This window comes from Syntrophorhabdaceae bacterium, from assembly GCA_035541755.1.
In the GTDB taxonomy this organism is placed as follows: domain Bacteria; phylum Desulfobacterota; class Syntrophorhabdia; order Syntrophorhabdales; family Syntrophorhabdaceae; genus PNOF01.
In genome coordinates this window covers 1-5,511 of sequence record DATKMQ010000114.1, presented here as the reverse complement: position 1 = coordinate 5,511, position 5,511 = coordinate 1, and the positions used below count along the sequence as shown (strand labels likewise).

Below are 5,511 nucleotides of genomic sequence, written 5' to 3'. Positions count from 1 at the left end.
CATTTCAGAGCGCTTGTTTGCCATTTTATTCTCCAAAGACAGAAAACGCCCTCTCGCTGCAAAAGGGCATTTTAGCAAATTCATCTGCTGAAGTTCTCTCATTATACATCAATCTTCCGTCCTGATCAATTTAAGTTTGTGTTGAAGCCAGTTATTCTTTCCGCGATGGTAGAACGCACTGGCAGTCCTCTCGAATTTCGCAGGGTGATCGCCTGACAGGCCTTGTCCAATGTTGCGCACGCGGGCCTTCAGGGCCCGGTTCGCCATCAGGCTGATCCCGCAACAATCCCGTGCTTTTGCGACGTCTCGTTAAGAAAAGACAGGTTAAGAAGACTTAACCTGCCTTGTTTGGTTTAGCCTTTGGAGACGTTTGCAGCGGCGGGACCCTTGGGTCCGTTTACGAGATCAAAACTTACCGCGTCACCTTCTGTAAGCGATTTAAAACCGCTCCCCTGAACGGAAGTATGGTGCACAAAGACATCTGTACCGTCATCCTTCGTAATAAAACCAAAACCCTTTGAATCATTAAACCACTTTACTGTACCTCTGAACATATGCTACTACCTCTCTGTTAAGTATTTTTGAAGGATGCGGATTGTGTGTTGTGGAGATACTACAAAAAAGAATCTTTCTGCGGTTACTACAAACAAATCTTCCGAAACTTTCAATTGGACTTATTATTGCATATTACCGGCAGAATAGCAATACATTTGAAGAAAGGGTAGTGGGTCACTGACCCACTACCGAAAAAAACGTGGTATTCCCCCGGACGGCAACCAATCATGAAAACGGGATGAGCATAACCCATCCCGTCGCCTTTAGCCAATTTCCCTTTTTAAGCATCCGCTTACTTGCTATACAACTGGATGAGACGTTGCGCTTCATTGAGTATCTTTGTTCCGGGAAGTCCCTTTGCATCGAGTTCCTGCGCTTCTTTCACAGCTATTGTCTTGATTGGCGCATAGAACTTTGTCATCTCTTCCTGTGAAAGGGGTATGAATTCAACACCAAGCTTCTTTCCCGCATCCATCGCGTGCTGATTGTGCTCCTCGAACTCGACTTCCATCTCCCGGCTATAGTATTCTATGTTGCTCTCGATGACCTTTTTCACGTCAGAGGGAAGGCTGTTAAACTTATTGAGGTTCATCATCCTGCTGCCGGTACGTGCGTGGTAAAAATTGATCACCGAGACATACTTTGCCACCTCGGCAAATTTCATGGACTCGAGTGCCTCGACGGGGATGATAGTTCCATCGATGATGCCCTTTTGCAGATCCACATAGGCTTCAGCACCCGGTATGGACATGCCTTCTACGCCCAATTCTTTGAGTGCAATCGCGACGTCACCGTAGGCTATTAATCTCATGCCCTTCAGATCAGCTATTTTCCGAACAGGCTTCCTGGTAATAAGCTGATTCATAAACCCGCCCCAGCAGAGCACCTTCATCCCCTTATAATCGTTCTCAATATCGGGGAACTTGGTGAGTAATTCCCTAAAGACCCTGGCGCCCACGTCCACATTATTTACGCCATAGAAGAAATTAAAGCTGGCTTTGGTGATCGGAAAACCGCTCTTCGAGGTTGTCGGATTGACAAAGGCCATATCAACAGCCCCCTGGGTGAGCTCCTCAACGGCGTCCCTGCCGCCTATCACCGCTCCTCCCCAGTAGGGTTTAAACTTCACCTGCCCGTTTGTCTCTTTTTCGACCTTTGCCATCAATTTCCTATCGGTAACGCTGAAGGGATGATCGACACCAAAGGGTGTGCCGTAAGTTATCTCGATGACGTTCTTCGGCTGGGCCATTGCTGCGCCTGCAACTCCGGCCATGATAAGGCATGCCGCAACCAATGAAATGATACTGTTTCTTGCCATTTTCATTTCTATTACCCCCTTATTTTTTGTCTTCGAATCAGGCGGCTATTTAGCTCCTACCACTACGCCGCCGTCCACAGGCATCGCAATACCTGTAACAAATGAGGCGGCATTCGAACAGAGCCAGAGTACGGCTTGCGCAACCTCTTCCGGCCCGCCCAGCCGGCGTAAAAGACATCCCTCCATAAAGGGCTCCTTCATCTCCGGACGTGCGTCCAATAGCTTCTCAATCCATGGCACCGTGGTGGGACCTGGGCACACAGCGTTGACTCGTATGCCTGCCTTGGCATACTCCACTGCCGCCGCTTTAGTCAAACCAATAACAGCATGTTTAGCTGAGGCGTATGCTGCTCTGCCCGGCCGATTCACAATGAGTCCCGCTACCGAGGACGTATTCACAATGGCGCCAATCCCTTGTTTTAACATCTGTGGGATCTCATACTTCATACAGAGCCATACCCCCTTGAGGTTCACGTTGATTTCCTTGTCCCAGTCAGCCTCTGCGCAGTCTGCTATCAAAGCAGAGGGTGTTCCTACAGCGCCTCCGCCTGCATTATTGAAGGCACAGTCGAGCCGCCCGTAGGCTTCCACCGTGGTTTTGACCATAGCTTCGACCTCAGTTGCCTTTGAGACATCACACTGGACGAACATTCCCGTGCCGCCGGCTTCCTCAATCATGCGCACAGTGTCGCGCAATGGCACGACACTCCGGCTGGCTACCACAACCTTTGCCCCTTCCGCTGCAAATGCCAGTGCGGTGGCCTTGCCGATCCCTGAGCTTCCGCCGGTTACCAGTACAACCTTACCCTCAAACGATTTTGCCATCTTGCTCCTCCCATACCCCATTTTTCTTTTTAATCATTTACTGGTGACTCATATTAAGGCGTAGCAGAACAACTTAAGTCAAACTTATCACATTTGCTTTTCTCTTGCTAACTGACTCTCAAGTCTCTCGCAGAACCCGATCTACTTATATCTGCCTGTCTGCTCTCAAACGAGTACGACATTCATGTGGCTTTTTTTGGCGAACACCGCCTTAAGTTTCCCGGCTCCCCCTGCCATGAGTCCATTCTCTCGCAATCGGAAGCGGATTTCAAGGAGAAAACAGACAGGCCGTATCACTATTGATTCTCTTTTTCACCAAAGCGTGTCCGAATTCTCTTCTTCGGATACATGTAGACGCCAGAATGTTCGTTCAATCTTCGGGGGACGTCTTGCCGTGTCCTCTGTGACGCCGTTGCGTCAATATGGTGAGGGCCAGGACTGAACAGCCGGCCATTACGCCAATCATGGGCCTCGCCGTCCCGTCGTAAAGATAGCTTACGAGCCCCGATGCCACCGCCCCCATCAACTGCTGGATACTCCCCATAAGCGCCGCTGCGAAGCCCGCTTTCCGTGCGAAGGGTTCGAGCCCCAGTGCTATCGAGTTGGGGTTAATAAGACCATGGCAGCATATGAGGCCCGAGAGAAGGATCAGGATGCCTATCCCTTTGCCGGGGAGCAGAAAAGACCAGATCAGAAGACTCAGCGCCAAGCAGCACTGCATAGTGATTACGGCCAGCAATATCTGAGCGCTGCCTTTCACTCTCAGGAATACCCGGTTGAGCTGACTTGCGATCACCAGGCCCACCGCGTTGGCGCCATATATCCATCCGAATTGCGTGGCCGAGAAACCATTCAGCTTCATATACACCAAAGGGGACCCGGCGAGGTAGGCAAAGAATACCCCCATGCTGAGAGAAGATACACAGATATACGTGAAGAACACAGGCTCCTTGAAGAGAGAGACATAATCAACCGCAACCTTTTTCGGATGAAGGGAGATGGCGGAATCAGCGGCCTTACTCTCATCAAGATATCTGAGGGCCATGACAAGAACGAATCCAGCAATGACCGCGAGGATGAGAAAGATAAATCTCCAGCCGAGTGCAGTCGCCACGAAACCCCCGATCGTAGGGGCGATAACCGGGGACACGCCAAAAATCAGGATCAGAGTGGAAAGCACTCTGGCCGCCTCCCTGCCTGAAAACAGATCACGGACAACCGCCCTGGCGCCTACTATGCCGACGCAGCTTCCAAGGGCCTGAAACAACCGCAGGACGATCAGGAAATGTACGGATGGTGAGCAGGCGCAACCCAGAGTGGCCAGTATGTACATCATGAGCCCGATCAATAACGGCTTCTTCCGCCCATAACGGTCAAGCAATGGACCCCAAAGCATCTGCCCCACCGAGATTCCGATAAAATAGCTTGTCAGCGAAAGCCCCACGTGGCCGATGTCTGTTTTCAGACCGGCCGCTATGGCAGGAAAACCGGGTAGATACATGTCAATCGAGAAGGGCCCGATCGCCGACAGGGAACCAAGAAGAAGAATCATAGTGTTGTAACGTTTTCGATCCATTATCAATGTATCCCGCGACACTTCACGACAGAACCGGCGTGTGCGGAATACGCCTTATGCATGTCGATACGCCGCGCTTTTCAATCCGGACAATGACGCACTCGCACTGGCGGCTACTCGCCTGTCTTCTCCTTAATCCTGCTCAGAGGATGTTTTTCCGGCAATAATACAGGTGATTATTCGACGGAAGGTTAGAGTGCTGTGAAAAGTTTACGATAAAAGAGACTGACGTTCAAGTTTGTATTGAAATTTGAGCGCCTTGCTTAATATCGGCTTTTCACAAAAATGCGTGGCGCTTTGTACAGGCGGACCGTGAGCTCCATCCGGTAATTATGTAGCAAATAACCTAATGCTTGCGCTCTCGTCTTGCTATTAGCCAATGTGGGACAAATACTAACAAAGCTACAAATACAATGACGGTTGAACCGATTAGACCTTGAAGCGATTTTCTTTTTTCCATATTTAAGGCTATAGTCCTTCTTGTGTCTATTATATGTTGTTTAGCTTCTTCCGAAAGCTTAGAATATTCGACCTTTCCATCTTCTCCATCAGCACTAAAGGGATCCAGGTTATTGATAACATTTTCTAATTCAATTTGCCTTATGGTTATATGCGGATAATACATTCCTACAAGGCCATATATACCCGTCCCTAAACCAATGGCTCCGACCGTTATCGAAACAAAACAAACTATCAATGCGTACATAGTTAGTACGTTCTTGTTCATACCACTCTTCCCTTCGGGTCGATATTATTCATTGTGTGTTGCAACATTCTTCTTTCGCGCGCAAAAATTATTGAATGAATAATGAAAAAGGACATTGATACACAAAAGATAATGATTGATTTAACTAAGACATGCAAATCACGCTTTTGTATAAAGCCAGAGCATCTACGTATCTTTTATGCGCATGCCACCAAAGCATTCGCTTATCTTCCTCAGTGAACGTATTTACGTCTCTCTTGAGCTCCTTATCGCTGACTCCAAAGAGTCGCATCAGATCTCTATGAGATTCGTATGAATTTGCGCTTATTACTACTTCAGGATATTTCATTCCGACAAGGCTGTATATCCCTGTTCCCAATGCAACTGAAGCGAGCACTAATGATATGAAGCAAATTATCAGAGCATATATTTCAATCGAATTTTTCTCCATCATATTCTCAATACCCCTGTCCAACCTGAAAAATCAGCCAGGGCGTTCGATCGGGCGGATTGCCTCTGTTGGCCGTCTTT

At 48.6% G+C, this 5,511-nt stretch carries 6 protein-coding genes; all 6 read right to left on the bottom strand.

Features of this window, described 5'->3' with window-relative positions:
* Nucleotides 1–353 precede the first annotated feature (353 nt).
* Complete coding sequence (locus VMT62_11800; GenBank protein HVN97106.1) at nucleotides 354–554, bottom strand: cold-shock protein; 201 nt, start codon at nucleotides 552–554, stop codon at nucleotides 354–356.
* A 293-nt stretch (nucleotides 555–847) separates the two neighbouring features.
* Complete coding sequence (gene dctP, locus VMT62_11795; GenBank protein ID HVN97105.1) at nucleotides 848–1,879, bottom strand: TRAP transporter substrate-binding protein DctP; 1,032 nt, start codon at nucleotides 1,877–1,879, stop codon at nucleotides 848–850.
* A gap of 39 nt (nucleotides 1,880–1,918) precedes the next feature.
* Nucleotides 1,919–2,698, bottom strand: coding sequence for a glucose 1-dehydrogenase (locus VMT62_11790; protein HVN97104.1), 780 nt, complete (start codon nucleotides 2,696–2,698; stop codon nucleotides 1,919–1,921).
* A gap of 370 nt (nucleotides 2,699–3,068) precedes the next feature.
* Nucleotides 3,069–4,274, bottom strand: a complete 1,206-nt coding sequence (locus VMT62_11785; protein HVN97103.1) for a multidrug effflux MFS transporter — start codon at nucleotides 4,272–4,274, stop codon at nucleotides 3,069–3,071.
* 346 nt (nucleotides 4,275–4,620) lie between these two features.
* Nucleotides 4,621–5,001 (bottom strand): hypothetical protein, encoded by a 381-nt coding sequence (locus tag VMT62_11780; protein ID HVN97102.1) that lies wholly within the window; start codon nucleotides 4,999–5,001, stop codon nucleotides 4,621–4,623.
* Nucleotides 5,002–5,125: 124 nt separating this feature from the next.
* Nucleotides 5,126–5,434: a hypothetical protein gene (locus VMT62_11775; GenBank protein ID HVN97101.1), complete on the bottom strand. Its 309-nt coding sequence runs from the start codon at nucleotides 5,432–5,434 to the stop codon at nucleotides 5,126–5,128.
* Nucleotides 5,435–5,511: the final 77 nt, after the last annotated feature.